This window comes from Mesorhizobium sp. M0904 (genome assembly GCF_040319475.1).
Classification (GTDB): domain Bacteria; phylum Pseudomonadota; class Alphaproteobacteria; order Rhizobiales; family Rhizobiaceae; genus Mesorhizobium.
In genome coordinates this window covers 469,173-484,511 of the sequence record NZ_JAMYOC010000001.1, presented here as the reverse complement: position 1 = coordinate 484,511, position 15,339 = coordinate 469,173, and the positions used below count along the sequence as shown (strand labels likewise).

The 15,339-nt window shown below is 63.0% G+C and carries 11 protein-coding genes and 3 pseudogenes; 2 read left to right on the top strand and 12 right to left on the bottom strand.

Features of this window, described 5'->3' with window-relative positions; translation table 11 throughout:
• Nucleotides 1–266 (top strand): annotated as a pseudogene (locus NKH80_RS02405) (S-(hydroxymethyl)glutathione synthase); the annotation flags it as partial.
• Nucleotides 267–301: 35 nt separating this feature from the next.
• Here NKH80_RS02405 and NKH80_RS02400 read toward each other — a convergent pair.
• Nucleotides 302–388, bottom strand: a pseudogene (locus NKH80_RS02400) (transposase); the annotation flags it as partial.
• A gap of 170 nt (nucleotides 389–558) precedes the next feature.
• Between NKH80_RS02400 and NKH80_RS02395 the strand changes: the two are divergent.
• Nucleotides 559–789: pseudogene (locus NKH80_RS02395) on the top strand (type II toxin-antitoxin system VapC family toxin); the annotation flags it as partial.
• Between the two features lie 14 nt (nucleotides 790–803).
• On the opposite strand, the gene NKH80_RS02390 reads toward NKH80_RS02395, so the two are convergent.
• The 11 genes from NKH80_RS02390 to NKH80_RS02340 form a co-directional block, all read right to left on the bottom strand.
• Complete coding sequence (locus NKH80_RS02390) at nucleotides 804–1,634, bottom strand: BtpA/SgcQ family protein (protein WP_352706378.1); 831 nt, start codon at nucleotides 1,632–1,634, stop codon at nucleotides 804–806.
• Complete coding sequence (locus tag NKH80_RS02385) at nucleotides 1,631–2,539, bottom strand: ribokinase (RefSeq protein WP_352706375.1); 909 nt, start codon at nucleotides 2,537–2,539, stop codon at nucleotides 1,631–1,633. The genes NKH80_RS02390 and NKH80_RS02385 overlap by 4 nt, the downstream gene beginning before the upstream one ends.
• 3 nt (nucleotides 2,540–2,542) lie before the next feature.
• Entirely contained in the window at nucleotides 2,543–3,313 is a 771-nt protein-coding gene (locus NKH80_RS02380) for a glutamine amidotransferase (RefSeq protein ID WP_352480709.1), read from the bottom strand.
• 27 nt (nucleotides 3,314–3,340) lie between these two features.
• Nucleotides 3,341–4,429, bottom strand: a complete 1,089-nt coding sequence (locus NKH80_RS02375; protein WP_352989343.1) for a phosphotriesterase family protein — start codon at nucleotides 4,427–4,429, stop codon at nucleotides 3,341–3,343.
• A 4-nt stretch (nucleotides 4,430–4,433) separates the two neighbouring features.
• Nucleotides 4,434–5,438, bottom strand: a complete 1,005-nt coding sequence (locus NKH80_RS02370) for an ABC transporter permease (protein WP_254819827.1) — start codon at nucleotides 5,436–5,438, stop codon at nucleotides 4,434–4,436.
• Nucleotides 5,435–6,232 carry an ATP-binding cassette domain-containing protein gene (locus tag NKH80_RS02365; RefSeq protein ID WP_352778857.1) on the bottom strand — a complete coding sequence of 266 codons (798 nt, stop codon included), beginning with the start codon at nucleotides 6,230–6,232 and terminating at the stop codon, nucleotides 5,435–5,437. Before NKH80_RS02365 ends, NKH80_RS02370 begins: the two co-directional genes overlap by 4 nt.
• Before the next feature lie 74 nt (nucleotides 6,233–6,306).
• A complete protein-coding gene (locus tag NKH80_RS02360; protein WP_352989340.1) occupies nucleotides 6,307–7,245 on the bottom strand; it encodes an ABC transporter substrate-binding protein in 939 nt (312 codons plus the stop codon).
• 116 nt (nucleotides 7,246–7,361) lie between these two features.
• Nucleotides 7,362–7,973 carry a cupin domain-containing protein gene (locus NKH80_RS02355; RefSeq protein ID WP_023679230.1) on the bottom strand — a complete coding sequence of 204 codons (612 nt, stop codon included), beginning with the start codon at nucleotides 7,971–7,973 and terminating at the stop codon, nucleotides 7,362–7,364.
• Between the two features lie 1,383 nt (nucleotides 7,974–9,356).
• Nucleotides 9,357–12,560: an efflux RND transporter permease subunit gene (locus NKH80_RS02350; RefSeq protein ID WP_352806463.1), complete on the bottom strand. Its 3,204-nt coding sequence runs from the start codon at nucleotides 12,558–12,560 to the stop codon at nucleotides 9,357–9,359.
• A complete protein-coding gene (locus NKH80_RS02345) occupies nucleotides 12,557–13,660 on the bottom strand; it encodes an efflux RND transporter periplasmic adaptor subunit (protein ID WP_352989367.1) in 1,104 nt (367 codons plus the stop codon). Before NKH80_RS02345 ends, NKH80_RS02350 begins: the two co-directional genes overlap by 4 nt.
• A 476-nt stretch (nucleotides 13,661–14,136) precedes the next feature.
• On the bottom strand, nucleotides 14,137–15,336 hold the full coding sequence (locus NKH80_RS02340; protein ID WP_352989337.1) for a mandelate racemase/muconate lactonizing enzyme family protein: 1,200 nt from the start codon (nucleotides 15,334–15,336) through the stop codon (nucleotides 14,137–14,139).
• Between the last annotated feature and the right edge of the window lie 3 nt (nucleotides 15,337–15,339).

The following is a 15,339-nucleotide window of genomic DNA, read 5'->3' as shown; positions in this document are numbered from 1 at the left end:
TGCACGGCCCGGTCGAGCGCGACCACGCTTTCAAGGGGCTGTCCTTCATCCATCCGGAACGCTTCCAGGAGGATGGCTGGTCGCCGCCGGGCTTCACCGCCTTTGTCTCGTCGATCATTGAATCCGGTGTCGATCCGAGCCGCATGGACGGCATAAGGTCACAGCTGAAGTCGATCGGGCTCGAACCTTATGATTGCCTCAATCCTGGCCTGATGGACTATATCGCCACCTGGACGGCCAAGAGATCCGGCGCATTGCCGGCCTAGTAGCCGCTCGACTATCATCGATCGAGCCGGGCGACGCCGCCCGGCACGATCACGTGCAGGTGCGGACGGTGGGTCATCGCGGAGCCTTGCCTGTGAAGGACGGCGGTGATGCCGATACGGGGCGCCGAGAGCGTAGGCCTCGACGCCCTAGTTTTCAGGCATTGCCCATTTCAATCGCCTCGACTGCGCCATTGGCCTGCGCCCAGCGCGAAGATCGGGCACGGTCGAGGGAATGGGCAATTGGATCCCATCCTATCGGCGGAGAGATAGACACTCGAAGATCGGGCCCATTAGACTAAGTTTTATGGGCCTGATAGATAATGGCTATCATGAGCCGCCAATCACCGGCGAGCACGCCATTGCGGTGGAGGGGCTTCCACCCATCCACAAGGACCCCTTCGATCGGATCCTGATTGCTCAATCGATTGTGGAAGGCGTCACATTGCTGACCGTCGACGATCTGTTCGCGCAGTATCCTGGGTGTCCGTCGTCTCTGACCGAGGTGGCCCGAGCGGTGGGCTAGGCGGTTGAAGTGAGCTATCGCTTCAGACCACCCATGAACGCCTTTACTCGAGCAGAGTCGACCTGGTTCCACCAGACGCCGTCGTGCTTCAGCGCGCTGGCGATGATGACCCCGTCGACAATGGCGAGGATATCGTTGGCATTGTCCGGCGTCACGCCGCTTCCGACCAGCGTCGGCAGGCCGGCGGCCTGCTTGATCATGCTTATGTAGCCCAAATCCGCGGCGTGGCCGGTGCGCTGGCCGGTGGCGATGATGGCATCGGCATCGAAGAAGACCAGGTCCTTGACCAGTTCCTCCACCGGACGGTCGGCGACGATGGCATGTGCGCCGTGTTTGACATGGGCATCGGCGAAGATGCGGATGCCGTTGGCGCGCAGCCTGGCGCGATAGCGCGCTGCGCGGCCCGACTCGCCCTCGACAAAACCCTCATTGGCGACATAGGCGTTCGCCCATTGATTGACGCGGACGAAACCGGCGCCGGCAGCGCTGGCGATCGCCAAGGCCGGGATCGCGGCATTGGCCAGCACGTTGATGCCGACCGGCCTGCCGAGCTCGCGGCGGATGCGGTCGGAAACGACCGCCATATAGGCCGCCGTCTCCGGCCCGATATCGTCAGGCTTGGCGAAAGGGATGTCGCCATGGTTCTCGACGATGACGCCGTCGCAGCCGCCGTCGAGATAGGCTTTAGCGTCATCGAGCCCGCGCTGGTAGATCACCTCCACGGCCTCGCCGTCATAGCGCGGCGCGCCGGGCAGGGGCGCCAGGTGAACGACGCCGATCACTACCTTGGTGCGGCCGAAAAGGTGGAAGAGTGCGTCGCCGCCGGATTGGCCGATCTGGGTCATGAGAGCTCCATTTGATCGATGAGCACCGCCATCTCGGAGGCGGAAGGACAGGATGCCAGCGTGCCCGGCCGTGTCACGGCGATTGCGGCGGCCGCCAGCGCAAGCTCCAGCGCCGAGGTAACCAACATGCCCCGAGCAAGCCCGCCGGCGAGACAGCCGCAGAACACATCGCCGGCGCCGCTGGTGTCGAGCGCCTCGACCTGCGGCGCCGGCAAACGAAGCGGCTCTTCCTGGCCCGGGCCAAGCACCAGACAGCCTGCGGCGCCGAGCGTGATGACGACGGTGCCTGCACCTTTGGCTACCAGCGCGCCGGCGGCTGCTATCATGTCATCCCGGCCGGTCAGGGTTTTCGCCTCGGATTGGTTGACAACCAAAAACTCCGCCAGGCCAAGATCGGGAACGGATGCCGCATCGATCGGGCTGGCGTTGAGAACGGTGCGTGCGCCGTTTTCCTTTGCTGCTCTGAGGCTGGCATCGGTCGCGGCGGCACGCAAATTTCCCTGGCAGACGAGGATGTCGCCGGGAGCGATCCAGCGGACAAGTGCTGTTTGCGCCACCGGATCGAACGCGTCGCTGCAGGCAACGCCGCTGACAATGAAATTCTCGCCGCCTCGATCGACGACGATGGTCGAGCGGTCGCTCGGCAGCTCGAATTCGCTGACCTCGAGGTCTGACAGTTCGCTGTTGAGGCGGCTCCTGATCCATGTGCCTTCGCGGTCCTTGCCGAGCGCCGTCCAGAACGTCACCTCTGCACCAGTCCGCGCTGCTGCGACCGCCTGGTTGGCACCCTTGCCGCCGAGCCCGTCGGCATAGCTCACGGCATTCAAAGTCTCGCCCGCGGCAGGGAGGCGGCCGACGCGAAACATGGTATCGATGCAGGCATTGCCGACGACGTGGACATGCATGGCTCAGCTCTCGCCGGTCGCCCAACCCAGCATCTGTTCGAACAGGGTCTTGTAGCCTGGCCAGGCGATGAACTGCGGCGGCAGCCAATGCGGCCCGACATCGGATGTCCAGGCCACGGTGCGGCCCTTGCCGTAATGGCCGGTGACAAGCAGCGGCAGCGAACCATAATCCGACGATACGCTGGCCAGAACTTCCACATCGTCCTTCAGTGTCACCTCGTTGAAGCCGAGCAGGATCGGCCAGTCCGAACCGAGGCCCCTGAGGATAGGATGTGTCGACCCTGGTTTCGGCACCGGGGCAAAGCCTTCGGGAACCTCGACGCGGTCGTCGTAGGCCAGGCAGTTCACCGGCAGCACGTCCTCGATCGGCGTCTTGCGGTAGCGCGCGCCGCCATTGATGCCCTGGAAGCTGTAATAACCGCCGAACATCAACAGACCGCCGCCGTCGCTGACGTAATCGCGGAGCAGGCGCAGGCGGTTCGGCGTCGGCTTGGAGTGGACCCAGGTGTCGGGATGCAGCAGCAGGGTGTTGGCGCCAATGTCGGAGAGCACGACCGCGTCATAGGCCGACAGCGCCTCCATCGTCTGAGGAAAGCCACGCTGCGCCTCATGCGCCGGCATGAAGGTGACGTCGAAATCGGTCGCCTTGAGCGCGCCCAGCAATTCGTCGGCGCCGGTGTGATAGGTGACAGTCGGGAACTGGTCGAAACCCTTGATGTGGGTCGCGGTCGACACCCAGGATTCGCCGGCAAGCAGGATCTTCTTCTTGGACATTTGAACTCCCGTGTAGTTCCAGGCCGCTTAGAGCCGCGCGAATACGCTTTTCGGATTGGCGATCAGCATGCGGTCGATGGCCGCCTGCTCGACGCCGTGGCGTTTCAGACGCGGTATGAAATGCTTCAGGATATAGCCATAGCCGAAGCCGCCGAAGCGCGTCAGCATGATCTTGAGGAACACATCCTGCGACAATAGCAGGCGGTCGCCGAAGCCGGCCTCGACAAGGGCGGCGATGGCGCGTGCATTCTCCTCGTCGGAGGGCGATTGCGCGTCCTGGTCGGCATAATAATAGTCCATGCCGATCATGTCGTATTCGAGGAACGCGCCGCGCCGGGCGAGGCTTTTCTGGTAATCGGGATCGTCGTGGCTCGGGTTCATGTGGCAGAGCACCGTGTGGCGAAGATCGGCGCCCTCGGCCTCGACGATATCGAGCACGTCGTGCGCCAGCCGCTCCCAGCCAGGCAGATGGATCGACAGCGGCACGCCGGTGATACGCGAGGCGCGCGCCGAAGCTCGCAGCGACTTGCGTTCCTCGGCGGTGAAATCCTTGCTGACGCCGACCTCGCCGATCAGCCCGGCCATGATCGGCGGCTGCGTCTCGCCGCCGCCGACATCGTTGACGATGAACTCGGTCACGGCGTCGACATCCATGGCCTTCAGCCATTCGGGATGGGTATGCTCGAGATAGAAACCGGTGCCCATGACGATCTTGAGGCCGGACATGCGGCTGATGCGGGCGAGCTTTTCGGGGTCACGGCCGATGCCGATGTTGGTGGCGTCGACGACGGTGTGGCCGCCCAGCGCGCGATAGCGCTGCAGTTCCGACAGCGCCAGGTCGGCGTCGTCGAGCGAGACATTGTCGCGGTTGACGTAAGGGTTCATGCGCAATTCGCCGATGATCTCGATGTTCACCGGCTGCTCGGCGATCGCCATGTCATCGGGATGGCAGGGGCATTTCCAGCTGCGCGCGCCGTCGAGCAGTATGTGCTCGTGCATCAGCGTTATCCCCATCTCCTCGACCGGAACCGGGCCGAGCACGGTCATCGCTTGGCCGGTTTCGACCCCGATTGGCAACCGCTGCCTGGGCGGTGCGTCATCGAACAGACCACTCATCGGCTCAACGGCTCCGCACGGCGCCGCGGAACAGGCGGAAGTTCAGCCAGATGGCGATCAGGATGATCGTTCCGGTGACGATCGGCGTCAGGAAGGGCGACAGATGCGCCAGGATCAGGCCGTTGCCGATGACGGCCACGGTCAGCGCGCCGAGCACCGTGCCGATGATCGTTCCACGGCCGCCGAACAGGCTGGTGCCGCCGAGCACGACGGCGGCGATGACTTCCAGCTCGAATCCCTGTCCGGCATTTGAAGATCCCGATCCAAGCCGGGCAGCAATGATGATGCCGGCAAGGGCCGCCGCGGTGGCGGAAATCACATAGACGAAGAGCGTCGTCTGCCGCGTGTTGACGCCGGCACGCCGCACCGCCTCGGCGTTGGCGCCGATGCCGGTGACATAGCGGCCGAACGGCGTCTCGTTGAAGGCGAGATAGGCGATGGCCAGGATCGCCAGCGCGATCAGCGCCGGCACCGGCACGCCAAGAAACCAGGCGCGGCCCAGCACGGTGAAAGCGCTTCCGGGCTCGATGGGAATGGAATAGCCGCCGGTGATCAGCAGCGCCACGCCCCGGATCACCGAAAGCCCGGCAAGCGTGACGATGAAGGACGGGATGCCCTCATAGGCTACGAAATAGCCCTGCACCGCGCCAAGCAGGGCACCGAGCGCGAGCATGACGAGGATAACGACTGGCCACGGCAGGCCAAACTGCAAAAGTGTCGCCGACAGCGTCGCCACCAGCGCCAGCACGGAGCCGACCGAAAGATCGATGCCGCCAGTGGTGATGACGAAAGTCATTGCCGCGGCAACGATCAGCAGCGGCGCCGACTGCCGCAGGATGTTCAACAGATTGGGCGATGTCAGAAACGCGTCGGTCGCAACCGAGAAGATGATGCAGACGACCAGAAAGAACAGCGCGATCGAGACGACACTGCCATTGGCCAGGAGCGCATCGCGCCAGGTGCCCTTGCGTACACGTGAGGGCTGGGCGGCGTGGATCGCGTCGCTCATGCCGGCGCTCCACCGCGGTAGCCGTTGGTGGCGGAACGTGCATTGAACTTGCGGCCGACGATCAGATTGACCACGTCCTCGATGTTGGTCTCGCCGATCAGCCGCTCGGCTACGTTGCGCCCTTCGTACATGACCTGGATGCGGTCGCAGACGAGGAACAGATCCTGCAGCCGGTGGGTGATCAGGATGACGCTGACACCGCGCGCACTGACCGCACGGATCAGTTCGAGCACCGCCTCGACCTCGGCCACGGCAAGCGCTGCCGTCGGTTCGTCCATGATCAGCACGGCCGGCTCGAACGAGGCGGCACGGCCGATCGCGATCGACTGGCGCTGCCCGCCGGAGAGGTTTTCGACCTTGAGTCGCGTGTCGGCAATGACGATGCCGAGCCGATCGAGCATCTGGCGCGTCTCGTCATGCATGCGCTTTTTGTCGAGAAAGGAAATGCCTGCGATGCGGCGACGCGGCTCGCGCCCGAGAAACAGATTGCCGGCGACGTCGACCGTGTCGCACAGCGACAGGTCCTGGTAGACCATCTCGACGCGCGCCGCACGCGCGTCCGCCGGCGAGCTGAAGATCACCGGCTTGCCGTCGATCTCGATGGTGCCGGCGTCGGGAACCACGGCTCCCGACAGCACCTTGCTCAATGTCGATTTGCCGGCGCCATTGTCGCCGACCAGCCCCAGCACCTCGCCCGGCTTCAGCGTCAGCGATACGTCATCGAGCGTCTGGATGGCGTTGTAGCGCTTTGAGATGCCGCTCATCCGCACCCGATAGGTCTGGCCACTGCTCATCTGAGATTCCACGCGATTGCAAGGTGCCCGCGGCGCAGCCTCAGGCGGCGCCGCGGCCCGGTCGCCGACGCAGTTTACTTGAACATCGCGCGGTATTGGTCGACATTCTTCTTGGTCACGATCGTCACCGGGATGTTGATGATCGGATCGATTTTCTCGCCCTTCTTGAGCTTGCCCAGCGCTTCGACGGCAGCCTTGCCTTCGCCGGCTGGATCCTGCTGCACGACCGCGACCACCCAGCCGTCGTCGATGCCCTGAACGGCCTGCTTGGTCAGATCCCAGCCGAATACCTTGACGTCGCCGGTGCGGCCCTGGCTGGTCACGGCCGAAACTGCGCCGAGCAAGGCCGGCTCTCCGGTTGCATAGAGCGAGTTCATGTCCGGATTGGCAGTCATCAGGTTTTCCGAAGCGCTCAACGCGGTCTCCTGAACGTTCTGGCCGTCGACCGTGTCGAGGAAGGTGACGGCCTGGCCGCTTTCGGTCACCGCCTTCTTGAAGCCGTCGAGCCGCTGGTTCTGGATGAATGAATTGAGTGCGCCGACGATACCGATCTTGGCCTTGCCGCCCATCTCGGTCTTCACATAGTCGGCGTAGAATTTGCCGATGTCCTCGCCGGCCTTGGTGTTGTCGACGCCGATGAACGAAATATTGTCGCCGTCGGGGATCTGCGCGTCGATGGCTATGACGGGAATGCCGGCCGCCTTGGCTGCGGTGATCGCAGGCTTGACGCCGTTGACGTCGATGGCGACCAGAATGATGCCGTCGACTTTCTGCGTGATGTAGTTTTCGATCGCGTCGTTCTGCGCGCTCGGCACATTATTGGCGTTGAAAATGACCAGCTTGGCGCCAGCGGCGTCGGCTGCCTTTTGCGCACCCTCGTTGATTTGGTTGAAGAACAGGGCCTGCTGGTTGATGTTGACGAGAGCGAACGTATCGGCAAGCGCCGATCCCATGGCTGCCGAGCCCATGAAAACGGCGGCGGCACAGCCGGCGAGAAGTTTGAACAGACGCATTTCGGTTCCCCTTGCTTGCGGACCAGACCTCGGCTGGTCCCGTTGGTGCTACAGGCACGAGGCAAGCATTCAAGAGACTTGAATATTTGTCAATCCAAATGAACGCCGAGCCTTGCTCAGAAAGTCGCCGGCGTATTGACCCAGAAAATGCTGGCGCGTTCCTCGCCGATGTTGCGGTAATGATGCGGCAGCTCCGACCTGAACACGAAGGCGTCGCCTGTGGCGAGAGCATGGCTCTTGCCGTCGACGATCAGTTCGATCCGGCCGGCGAGCACGTAGCCGACCTCCTCGCCGGCATGCTGGATCGGACCTTCGCTCGAACCCTCCGCCTCGATGTGATGGATGTTGCATTGTAAGAGGTGGCCAGGCGAATATGGAATGATGCGTTCGAGCGAAATTCCTTCGCCGCGCCGTAGCGCGTCGAGCGCAATCAAAGGCCTAGCGCCCGCCCGGAATACGATCGCCTCGTCGTCGTCGACTTGCTCGAACATCCAGCCGATGTTGGTGTCGAGAACCTCGACCAGACGGTGAAGCATGGGCAGGGACGGCGAAGCCTTACCGTTCTCGATCTTGGACAGCAGGCTTTCCGAGCAATTCGCAGCCGCGGCCAGCGTCTTCAGCGTCATGCCGCGTGTCTGGCGGGCGAGACGCAGCCGAGTTCCAAGTCTCGCGGCATTTACGGTGGCGTCCGTTTCTGACTCTGGCCGCCGTCGATCGATCTTGTTCATCTGTTCGCCAACCATTCAACGGTCAAGGGCAACTATCGCGCGAGCAAAAGACCTCGGCCGACGATTTGCAAGTGCTGATGCGTCAAATTCGGGACTGCAGCCGCAGCTATCTCATCCGGCGAATGCCGCTCCCGCATGAACCGTGCTGATGATCCCGCGCCAGTTATCCCCTATCGCTTGCCTGTCCATCGTGGTCGAAATCGCAAGCCGTTACCGCGTTTGCGTCACGTGGCGAGTGGACTTGGAACGACAATGCGGCAAGGCGGGCCACGCAGCCAATCTACACAACCACGGCCGCGCCGACACGATAAAATCTGGACTGTCACCGAATTGCGGAGCGCGCCCAGAAGTCACCCGGGCCGGGCCCAATAGAGTTACACCCAGGGCGGGCAGGCTCTAGATAGCCGCGGCGTAGTCATAAAATCCCTGGGGCAGTCGCGCGCTTGAGCTTCGGCAATTTTTGAAGAAAGTCCAACAGAATTAATGGACTAGCGCCTTGCGGAAGTGAATTGCGGAAGCGGCGACCGATCAATGCTTTAGAAGTATAGATACATCTACACGAGGTGCGAAGAAGCAACGCCAATACAGCTGATTGGTTACAGCATATTTATTTTCGCATATGTGGTATTGACCGTCCGGGGATTCCTGGACACGGTCCCGTGGGATGGTGAAATTATGCGGCAAGTAAGTGTAGCCGCCGTCTACCCTGGACCGCACCGAAGACCGAGGTATGGCGCGGCAATCTGAACCGCCGCAGCACTTGAATTTGGTCTGCGGGTCAATCTTGTCTTCGTACCAATCATGGGCGTTAGCGGCTGTTGCGGCAGCGATACACATCGCCGTGAAGATGAGCCTTCGCATGGCATTCCTCAAGTATCTGGCAGGCGCTGCTCGTTGGGGTTTCCATGTATATTAGCGTTCCATTGAAAATACCATTGGCCTCCGACCGACTTAACGCAGCTCCAGCCAGCGGCGCTCGCAACGGAAGACCGCGTCGCGTCACGTCAGGACGACACTTGCGCCGAACAAAGGTCTGCTCTTGTCGCTCCGGGTTTGAAAGCCGACCATCTGCTCTGCGCCGCAATCTCGGCCATTGAGATTAGCTTGTCCGCGTTCTGAAAGCAGACACCGCAAGCGAGGACTCCGGAGGTCGCGGTTGCGCCCTTAAGCCCCGCCTGGCCGACCAGATAGAAGATCGCATTGGCCTCGCCGCCCGGCATCGTCTCGCTGAACTAGATGCGGCTGTTGGGCTGGATTGCTGGCTCAGACCCAGCAGGGTCTCCGCTGCACCTCGACGCCGAGGTCGCGCAGATCGTGGCCGTTGCCGCGCCGCGCCGATTTTTTGGAGTGGTAGGCCGCGCCCGACGCGGCGAATTCGTAATCCTACTCGGCGGCCGTCTCCGCTGGCGCCCCTGCCGGCCGCGAAGGCTCGGCCTCGGCACGGGGCTTGCGCCGCGAAAACAGCGACCTGAGCGTGACGTAGAACACCGGCGTCAGGAACAGGCCGACGAAGGTGACGCCGAGCATGCCGGAGAATACCGCGGTGCCGAGCGACTGGCGCATTTCTGCGCCCGGGCCCGTTGCGATCATCAGCGGCACGACGCCGAGGATGAACGAGAAGGCGGTCATCAGGATCGGCCGCAGCCTGAGCCGGCAGGCTTCGACGGCAGCCTCGGCGGCCGACAGCCCGCGTTCCTGCGCCTGCCGCGCGAATTCGACGATCAGGATCGCGTTCTTGGCGGCAAGCCCGATTAGCACGATGAGGCCGATCTGCACGAGGATGTTGTTGTCCAGCCCTCGGAACGACACGCCGAGCAACGCCGCGAGCACGCCGAGCGGCACCACCAGCACAATGGCGAACGGCAGCACCAAGCTTTCATATTGCGCCGCCAGCGCCAGGAACACGAACAGCACCGAAAGTCCGAAGATATAGAGAGCGGCATTGCCGGTGTTGCGCTCCTGATAGGCGAGCTCGGTCCATTCATAGGAGGTACCGGCCGGCAGCGTCTTTGCCGTGATCCCTTCCATCAATGCCAGCGCGTCGCCTGTGGAAACGCCGGGCGCGGCGTTGCCCTGCAGCGGCACCGAGACGTACATGTTGTAGCGCTGGACCAGCGCCGGGCCGGTGGCGTCGCGGATCTCGACCAACGTGCCGAGCGGAACCAGCGCGCCGGTCGCCGAGCGCACCTTCAGTTTCAAGATGTCGGCGCGATCTAGGCGGAACGCCTGGTCGGCCTGCGCCCGCACCTGGTAGACGCGCCCGAAAGCGTTGAAGTCGTTGACGTAGGCGGTGCCCAAATTGATCGACAGCGTCTCGAAGATGTTGGGGATCGGCACGTTCAGGATGCGCGCCTTGTCGCGATCGATCGCCAGGAAGAATTGCGGGCTCGACACGGAGAAGGTGGTGAACACGCCCGTCAGCCCCGGCGTCTTGTTGGCCTTGCCGGCGATTTCGTAGGCAAGCGCCAGGATCTGCCGCATATCGGCGCTGTTGCGCTCCTGGATCTGCAGCTTGAAGCCGCCGGCATTTCCGACGCCGCGGATCGGCGGCGGCGGCAGTGCGATAATGAAGGCTTCCTTGATGCTTTGCAGGCTGCCGAACAGATTGCCGATGACCTGGGTCGCCGACTGGTCGGCTTTCAGTCGCTCGTCAAACGGCTTGAACCTGGCGAAGATCACGCCCGCATTGCTAGCGTTGGTGAAGGTCGCGCCGGAGAAGCCGGCGAAGGCGACTGCGTAGTCGACGCCGGGCGTTTTCTGGATGATCTGCGACGCCTGCTGGATGACCGCATCGGTCCTCGACAAAGACGCGCCGTCCGGCAACTGGACGACGACGATCGCATAGCCCTGGTCAAGCGACGGAATGAAACCGCGCGGCACCGCCTGCACCAGGTAGACCGTGGCGTAGATGAGGCCCGCGAAAACAGCCAGCATGGCGGCGATCGTTATCCACGAGCCGATCAGCACGCGGATGATGCTCGAATACCAGTGGGCGACCCTGTCGAAGCCGCGATTGAAGCCCTCGGCGAGCGCCCGTCCGAACCGCGCCAGGAAAAAGCGCGGCGGCGCCGCCGCGGCGTGGTGCGGCTTGAACAGCAGTGCGGCCAGCGCTGGCGAAAGCGTCAGCGAATTGAATGCCGAGATCGCCGTCGACACCGCGATGGTGATCGCAAACTGCAGGTAGAACTGCCCAGAAATGCCGGGGATGAAGGCTGTCGGTACGAACACGGCTATCAGCACCAGCGAGATCGCGATGACCGCGGTTCCGACTTCGTCCATGGTCAGGTGCGACGCCGGATTGGGCGCCAGCCCTCTGGCGATATTGCGCTCGACGTTCTCGACCACGACGATCGCATCGTCGACGACGATGCCGATCGCCAGAACGAGGCCGAACAGCGTCAGCATGTTGAGCGAGAAGCCGGCGGCGTAAAGCACCGCCAGCGTGCCGATCAGCGAAACGGGGATCGCCACGATCGGCACGATCGCCATGCGCCACGATTGCAGGAAGACGATGATGACGATGATGACCAGCAGCATCGCCTCCAGGATTGTCTTGTAGACCTCCCGGATCGACTCGGCGACGAACTCGGTCGGATTGTAGACGATGTCGTAGCTCAACCCCTTCGGGAAGTCGCGGGAAAGCTCCTTCATCTTGTCCTGGATTTCCGCCGCTGCGGCAAGCGCATTGGTGCCCGGCCGCTGGAAGATGGCGAGCGCCACCGCCGGTTTGCCGTTGAGATAGGAGTTGGTGACGTAATCCTTGGCGCCGAGCTCGATGCGCGCCACGTCCTGCAGCGAGATCAGGCGGCCGTCGTCGGTCGATTTGACGATCACGTATCGGAAGTCGCGTGCGTCGTTGAAGCGGCCTTGCGTGGTGACCGTGTACTGGAACGCCGTGCCGGTGCTGGTCGGCGGCGCGCCGATCGCGCCACCCGACACCTGGACGTTCTGGTCGCGCAGCGCCTGCACCACATCGCCCGAGGTCATCCCCAGGGCGGACAGTTTTTGCGGATCGAGCCAAATGCGCAGCGAATATTCGCGTTCGCCGAAGATGATGAGGTCGCCGACGCCGTCGAGTCTGAGCAGTATGTCGCGCACCCGCGAGCGGGCGTAGTTCGAGACGTAGAGCTGGTCGTAGGTATTGTCGGGCGACAGCATGTGCACGACCATCATCAGGTCGGGCGAGCTCTTGGTGGTCGTTATGCCGAGGCGGCGGACTTCTTCGGGCAGGCGCGGCTCGGCGACCGATACGCGGTTCTGCACCAGCACCTGCGCCTGGTCGAGATCGGTGCCCAGCTTGAATGTGATGGTCAGCGCCATCGCCCCGTCGCCCGACGAATAGGACGACATGTAGAGCATGCCCTCGACGCCGTTGATCTCCTGCTCGATCGGCGTTGCCACCGTCGCTGCGACCGTCTCGGCGTCGGCGCCCGGATACTGCGCGCGAACGACGATGGTCGGCGGCGCGATCTCGGGATATTGCGCGACCGGCAGCTGGGTATAAGCAATCCCGCCGAGGATCAGCAGGATGACCGAAACGACCGATGCGAAGATCGGACGGTCGACGAAGAAATGTGCGAACCTCATTGCTGCAACTCGGCGATCTCGGCCTTGGGCGGCAACGTCACCATTTCGACCTTCACCTTGGTGCCGGGCCTGGCGTGCATCAGCCCGTTGACGATGATCGTCTCGTTGCCGGTCAGGCCCCCGCGGATCACCCGGTAGCCGTCGAGAAGCGGGCCGGTGCGCACGGGCTTCGCCGACACCATCCCGGCCTCATCCACCAGGAACACGATGCGGCGATCCTGATCGGCGCCGATCGCCTCGTCGGGCACCAGCACGCCGCTATGCGGCAGCGACCCCGGCACGTTGATGCGCCCGAACATGCCTGGCTGGAGAATGCCGTCGGTGTTGGGAAACCTTGCACGCACCCGCATGGTGCCGGTCGCGTTGTCGATCCGGTTCTCGGCAAAATCGAGCTTGCCTTTGAATACCGCCTCCGCGCGGTCGGCGACGCGAACCACCACCTCGAGCCCGCCGGCGCCTTCCTGCATGCTGCCGCCGCGCTCCTTCGCGTCCCGGGCGTAGCTGAAATACAGGCGCTCATCGACGTCGAAATAGAAGTCAATCGGATCGCGCGTAACGATTGTCGTCAGCAAGGTGGAATCCGGCTGCACGAGGTTGCCGACCGACACCAGCCGGCGGTCGATGCGGCCGGACAAGGGCGCCTTGATCTCGGTGAATTCCATGTTCAGGCTAGCCGTCGTCAGCGCAGCTGTCGCGCCCTGCATCTGCGCCTGCGCCGAAAGGTATTCCCGCCGGCGGTCGTCGAGCATCGCGGTTGAGATATTGCCGGTCTTGGCGAGTTCGTCGGCGCGATCCAGCTGCATCTTGGAGAATTCGAGCAGACTCTTGGCGACGTCCACTTGCGACTTGGCGGCATCATAAGCCGCCTGGTACGGACGCTGGTCGATGGTGAAGAGCAGGTCTCCCTTGTTGACCAGTGCGCCGTCCTGGAAGCTGACCTTGTCCAGATAGCCGCTGACGCGCGAACGGATGGCGACCTGGTCGACGGCTTCGAAGCGCCCGACGAACTCGTCGTCTTCGACGATTTCACGGACCACTGGCTTGGCCGCCGTCACCACGGGTAGCTGCTGGTCCTGCGCAAACGCAGTGCTGAAAGCCATGCCGAGCAGGAATGTCGCCGATACGGCGGCGCGGGCAAGCCAGTCGGCCGATCGACGGGCTCGCCCGCCCGCGTCGCGATGCAATTGCCCATTCTCTAGGGTGTCCATTTGCGTCCCCGCTCGCTGGACCCGGAGGCCGGTTGATCCGCTTCTACGTTCAAGCTACTCGTCGAAATCAGAGCACTGCAGTGTTGTGCATGGCAAGATGATCATTTTCCATGTGGGCTGAAATGTCCACCCTGTGGCTGCCCCGCCACCCGCGACTGGCGACGCAGATCCACCGGGCGATCCGGGATGCCATTGAGACGGGGAGCGGCTAGACCTGGGAGCAGACTTTGGTCCCGTCGGGCTGAACGTCCGCAATCGGTCTTCAAACGTTAAAGCCGCCATTCCGCTATCGGGCCCGAAACGGTCACTATGGATGCCAATTTGCGAGATTTCAGTCCGCGCGGTGCAGGGTGGCGCAAGAACATGGTTCAGTCGAAGAAGCCCGCATCCTCTTCCCGGAGATACTTCCTGGCTGCTTCGGCGTCGATGTCGAGGCCCAGCCCCGGCGCTTCCAGCAGGTCCACCATGCTGTCCTTCACGATCTGCAACGGCAGGCCGATTACTAGGTCCTCCCACCAGGGGTCGGAGGCGCTCGGGTATTCGAACGCGATGTAGTTGGCGGGCAGGGTGGCGCAGACATTGATCAGCGCGCCGAGACCTAGAAGGCCGTTCGCGGTGCCGTGCGGTGCCATCAGGATCGAGTGCATATAGGCGTGCTCGGCGACCCATTTGAGCTCGGCAATGCCGCCAATATCGGCCGGATCGGGGCCGATGACGCGCACCGCCTGCGTTTCGATCAGCTCCTTGAAATTGTGCCGCAGATAGATCTGCTCGCCCGTATGAATTGGCGTCGAGGTGGAGGTGGTCAGCTCCCGATAGGCCTGCGGATTGACCCACGGCACATAGTCGCCGGTCAGCATGTCCTCGAGCCACATCAAATTGTACTTCTCGACCGCGCGAGCGAACTTGATCGCATCGGGCAGCATCCAGCCCGGGCCGCAGTCGAGCGCCAGGCTGACCTTGTCGCCCAGCACTTCCTTCATCGCGATCACGCAGTCGAGCATGTGGTTGAAACCGCGCTCGCTGATGACGCCCTGATCCATGGCACCGTGATAGCCAGCCTTCTTCTGCGTCACGCCGTAATGGAAGCCCTCGACGGTGTCCTTCATGTTGGAGTGGAACGAGATCCCCTGCTTGATCATGAAGAAATTCTGCGGCTGCTCCATCATCCATTTCACGTCAGCGGCGTAATCCTCCGGCCGGTCCCCCGTTCGCTTCTGGCGGATCGAGCCGTTATAGACGCGCACCTTGTCGCGCACCTTGCCGCCGAGCAGTTTGTAGGCCGGCACGCCTGCGGCCTTGCCGGCTATGTCCCACAGCGCATGCTCGATAGCGCTTACCGCCGCGCCATAGGGCTTGCAAGAGCCGCGTTGGCGGATCTTCAGCATCACCCGCTCGACGTCGGTAGGGTCCTCGCCGATCAGCGCCTCACGGAAATGCAGCACCCAAGGCTTGAGATAGGTCTTGGTGAACTCGACTTCGCCAAGGCCATAGAGGCCCTCGTCGGTAACGATGCGGACGATGGGATGTTTGCCGATGACGGCGCAGCGGAGATCAGTGATCTTCATCTT

Excerpts from the sequence above, each read along its gene's own strand:
- NKH80_RS02370 (WP_254819827.1), bottom strand. The coding sequence starts at position 5,438 with ATGAGCGACGCGATCCACGCCGCCCAGCCCTCACGTGTACGCAAGGGC.
- NKH80_RS02350 (WP_352806463.1), bottom strand. The coding sequence starts at position 12,560 with ATGAGGTTCGCACATTTCTTCGTCGACCGTCCGATCTTCGCATCGGTC.
- NKH80_RS02360 (WP_352989340.1), bottom strand. The coding sequence starts at position 7,245 with ATGCGTCTGTTCAAACTTCTCGCCGGCTGTGCCGCCGCCGTTTTCATG.
- NKH80_RS02390 (WP_352706378.1), bottom strand. The coding sequence starts at position 1,634 with ATGACCCAGATCGGCCAATCCGGCGGCGACGCACTCTTCCACCTTTTC.
- NKH80_RS02365 (WP_352778857.1), bottom strand. The coding sequence starts at position 6,232 with ATGAGCAGTGGCCAGACCTATCGGGTGCGGATGAGCGGCATCTCAAAG.
- NKH80_RS02380 (WP_352480709.1), bottom strand. The coding sequence starts at position 3,313 with ATGTCCAAGAAGAAGATCCTGCTTGCCGGCGAATCCTGGGTGTCGACC.
- NKH80_RS02355 (WP_023679230.1), bottom strand. The coding sequence starts at position 7,973 with ATGAACAAGATCGATCGACGGCGGCCAGAGTCAGAAACGGACGCCACC.
- NKH80_RS02340 (WP_352989337.1), bottom strand. The coding sequence starts at position 15,336 with ATGAAGATCACTGATCTCCGCTGCGCCGTCATCGGCAAACATCCCATC.
- NKH80_RS02385 (WP_352706375.1), bottom strand. The coding sequence starts at position 2,539 with ATGCATGTCCACGTCGTCGGCAATGCCTGCATCGATACCATGTTTCGC.
- NKH80_RS02345 (WP_352989367.1), bottom strand. The coding sequence starts at position 13,660 with ATGGCTTTCAGCACTGCGTTTGCGCAGGACCAGCAGCTACCCGTGGTG.
- NKH80_RS02375 (WP_352989343.1), bottom strand. The coding sequence starts at position 4,429 with ATGAGTGGTCTGTTCGATGACGCACCGCCCAGGCAGCGGTTGCCAATC.